Genomic DNA, 3,088 nt, shown 5'->3' on the forward strand with positions numbered 1-3,088 from the left:
GACTCTAGGCTGGCGCAAAGCGAACACACGGACCCGCAATGACCATCACCAATGCGCTGGCCAGCATTGCCGTCGAAAGCCTGCCTGAATCCCTCGTCTGGTATGAGTATCTGTTCGGCCGGAAAGCCGATGCGCGGCCCATGGCCGACGTCGCCGAATGGAAGCTGCCGGGGGGTGGCTGGGTACATGTGGCGACCGATGCCGACCGGGCAGGGGCGAGTGTGCTGATGTTGATCGTCGATGATATTGCGGACGAGCTGGGGCGGCTGGAGATGTTCGGCATCAAGCCGGTGGCCAAGGCGATCGGGGACTTTTTCAAGACGGCAAAGCTGCGCGATCCGGATGGCAATATGATCGTCTTGAGCCAGCCGCAGCAGGGGACGTATTAGGCCCCTCTGCCGGAAACAGAGATCCCCGCTTTCGCGGGGATGACATCGTGGATGAGGATGAGTTGGTAGGCGTCAGACGCGGCGTAGGCTCACATTCTCGATCAGATGATCTTTCCCCTTTTTAAGGATCAGATCGGCGCGGCCGCGCGTCGGCAGTACGTTGTCGACGAGATTGCGCAGGTTGATCGTGCGCCAGACCATGCGGCCGAAAGAGCCGGCTTCCTCTTCACTCATTTCGGCAAAACGGCGGAAGAAGGAGGTGGGGTCCTTGAAGGCGGTTTCGCGCAGGCGGAAGAAGCGCTGCATGAACCAGGCTTCGAGGTCGTCATTGTCGGCGTCGATATAGACCGAGAAATCGAGGAAGTCGGAGGCGAAGAGGATCGGCTTGCCGGTCTTGGGCAATTCGCCGGCCTGCAGGATATTGAGACCTTCGACGATCAGGATGTCGGGGCGATCGACGGTGATCTCGGTGCCGGCGACGACGTCATAGACGAGGTGGGAATAGACCGGGACTTTTACGTTCGCCTTGCCCGATTTCACGTCGGCGAGGAAATTGACGAAGCGGGCGCGGTCGTAGCTCTCGGGAAACCCTTTGCGCTCGGCGAGGCCTTTTTCGGCGAGCACCGCATTGGGGTACAAGAAACCGTCGGTGGTGACGAGGTCGACGCGGGGCGTCGAGGGCCAGCGCGAGAGGAGCGCCTGGAGGATACGGGCGGTGGTCGACTTGCCCACCGCGACCGAGCCGGCGACGCCGATGATGAAGGGCACTTTCAGGCCATGCGGGGTCTGCAGGAACCGCGACTGGACGTTATGCAGGCCCTGGATGGCTTCGACGTAATAGGACAGCAGGCGCGAAATAGGCAGGTAGACCTCTTCGGCCTCTTCCAGTGAGATCGGGTCGGTGAGGCCGCGCAGGCGATCGATGTCGCTCTGGTCCAGCGTCATCGGCTGGCCATCGCGCAGCTTGCCCCATTCGGCCTTGGTAAAATGGTGGTAGGGGTCGAGCGCGGGGGAACGAGGCGCCATTACTGCTTTTCCGATCGGGAGGCTTTTTCGGCGAGGCCGGACTGGGCGGTGCGCGCGTCGAGCTCGGCCATGACTTCGCCGAGCGGAATGTCGGCCGCCTTGAGCACGACGAGGAGATGGTAGAGGAGATCAGCCGATTCCTTGACCAGCTCGGCACGGTCGCCGGTGACGGCGGCGATGACGGCTTCGGTCGCTTCCTCGCCGACTTTTTGGGCGGCCTTTTTCATGCCGCGGGCGATCAGCTTTGCCGTGTAGCTTTCCTCGGGCGAGGCGGCGGCACGGATGGCGATGCGGGCTTCGAGTTCTTCAAGGGTCATTCTTTTGGTCCTCAGGCCGCCGCCGCGTCCATCCTCATGGCGATGCCATGTTCGAGCATATAGCGCTTGGCTTCGGGAATCGTAAAAGTGCCGAAGTGGAAGATGGAGGCGGCAAGGACCGCGCTGGCGTGACCCTCGGTGACGCCGTCGACGAGGTCCTGCAACTTGCCGACGCCGCCCGAGGCGATGACGGGGACTTCGACTTCATCAGCGATCATGCGGGTCAGTTTCAGGTCAAAGCCTGACTTGGTGCCGTCGCGATCCATGGAGGTGACCAGCAGTTCGCCGGCACCGCGCTCGACCATCTTGGCGGCAAAATCGACGGCGTCGATGCCGGTGGGGCGGCGGCCGCCATGGGTGTAGATCTCCCATTCGGAGCGGTTGTCGCCACCGACCTTGGCATCGAGCCGCTGCTTGGCATCGACCGAAACGACGATGCACTGATTGCCGAATTTATCCGCCGCGCGGGCGATGAAGTCGGGATCGTTCACGGCGGCGGAATTGATCGCCACCTTGTCGGCGCCGGCCAATAGCAGCTTGCGGATATCTTCGATGGAGCGGACGCCGCCGCCGACGGTGACGGGCATGAAGCAGTGTTCGGCCGTGCGGGCGACGACATCGAAAATCGTATCGCGGCCTTCGTGGCTGGCGGTGATATCGAGGAAGGTCAATTCGTCGGCGCCGGCCGCGTCATAGGCCATGGCCGCTTCCACCGGATCGCCGGCATCGACGAGATCAACGAATTGCACGCCTTTCACCACGCGGCCGCCGGCGACATCGAGGCAGGGAATGATGCGGGTTTTCAGTGTCATGACGAAACCTCTGTGGACCGCCGCCAGGCGACATAGTGAATGAGCAATATGACCAGCCAGACCAACACGGCGCCGCCCGCCAGAGGCAGGGTGAGAAACAGCAGCCAGGGGAGGACAAAGGCAGCGTAGAGCGCTTCGCTCCAGTCGCTCCCCATGACCATGCAGACGCTCGCACCGCCCTCATTGAGGCTGCATCCATGCGCGGTGGCAATGGCGTCCGCCGCGATGATGGCAATGATCGGCGCGATGGCAAACAGGATGATCACCACCATGGTGATGACATAGTAGCGCAGAGGGAAAGCCCGACGCCGCTCAGCCATCATGCAGCCCTGATCCGCGCCAGTGCTTCACGTGAATCAATGCGCCCGTCGTAAAGAGCACGACCGGAAATAGCGCCTTCGAGCACGGCTTATTCAGGCTGGGTCATGCGCTCGATATCGGCCATGGAAGCGAGGCCCCCCGAGGCGATCACCGGGATGGTGGTGGCGCGGGCCAGCTCGAGCGTCGAGTCCCAGTTGATGCCGGCCAGCACGCCATCCCGATC

Annotated in this window: 5 protein-coding genes and 1 pseudogene; 1 reads left to right on the forward strand and 5 read right to left on the reverse strand. The window is 62.5% G+C overall.

Annotation, left to right across the window (positions count from 1 at the left end):
* The first annotated feature begins 38 nt into the window (after window positions 1-38).
* Window positions 39-389, forward strand: a complete 351-nt coding sequence (locus tag ABW043_RS22510) for a VOC family protein (RefSeq protein ID WP_295413280.1) — start codon at window positions 39-41, stop codon at window positions 387-389.
* A 72-nt stretch (window positions 390-461) separates the two neighbouring features.
* On the opposite strand, the gene coaA is transcribed toward ABW043_RS22510, so the two are convergent.
* The 5 genes and pseudogenes from coaA to ABW043_RS22535 form a co-directional block, all read right to left on the reverse strand.
* Window positions 462-1,415 (reverse strand): type I pantothenate kinase, encoded by a 954-nt coding sequence (gene coaA, locus ABW043_RS22515; protein WP_353923432.1) that lies wholly within the window; start codon window positions 1,413-1,415, stop codon window positions 462-464.
* A complete protein-coding gene (locus ABW043_RS22520) occupies window positions 1,415-1,732 on the reverse strand; it encodes a phosphoribosyl-ATP diphosphatase (RefSeq protein WP_291408477.1) in 318 nt (105 codons plus the stop codon). The genes coaA and ABW043_RS22520 overlap by 1 nt, the downstream gene beginning before the upstream one ends.
* 11 nt (window positions 1,733-1,743) lie before the next feature.
* Window positions 1,744-2,544, reverse strand: coding sequence for an imidazole glycerol phosphate synthase subunit HisF (gene hisF, locus ABW043_RS22525; RefSeq protein ID WP_353923433.1), 801 nt, complete (start codon window positions 2,542-2,544; stop codon window positions 1,744-1,746).
* Window positions 2,541-2,864 (reverse strand): hypothetical protein, encoded by a 324-nt coding sequence (locus ABW043_RS22530; protein ID WP_353923434.1) that lies wholly within the window; start codon window positions 2,862-2,864, stop codon window positions 2,541-2,543. The genes hisF and ABW043_RS22530 overlap by 4 nt, the downstream gene beginning before the upstream one ends.
* Window positions 2,864-3,088: pseudogene (locus ABW043_RS22535) on the reverse strand (HisA/HisF-related TIM barrel protein); the annotation flags it as partial. The pseudogene ABW043_RS22535 and the gene ABW043_RS22530, both read right to left, overlap by 1 nt.

The sequence above is a fragment of the Devosia sp. genome (genome assembly GCF_040509215.1).
Lineage (GTDB): Bacteria > Pseudomonadota > Alphaproteobacteria > Rhizobiales > Devosiaceae > Devosia.

Excerpts from the sequence above, each read along its gene's own strand:
- ABW043_RS22510 (WP_295413280.1), top strand. The coding sequence starts at position 39 with ATGACCATCACCAATGCGCTGGCCAGCATTGCCGTCGAAAGCCTGCCT.
- coaA (WP_353923432.1), bottom strand. The coding sequence starts at position 1,415 with ATGGCGCCTCGTTCCCCCGCGCTCGACCCCTACCACCATTTTACCAAG.
- ABW043_RS22520 (WP_291408477.1), bottom strand. The coding sequence starts at position 1,732 with ATGACCCTTGAAGAACTCGAAGCCCGCATCGCCATCCGTGCCGCCGCC.
- hisF (WP_353923433.1), bottom strand. The coding sequence starts at position 2,544 with ATGACACTGAAAACCCGCATCATTCCCTGCCTCGATGTCGCCGGCGGC.
- ABW043_RS22530 (WP_353923434.1), bottom strand. The coding sequence starts at position 2,864 with ATGGCTGAGCGGCGTCGGGCTTTCCCTCTGCGCTACTATGTCATCACC.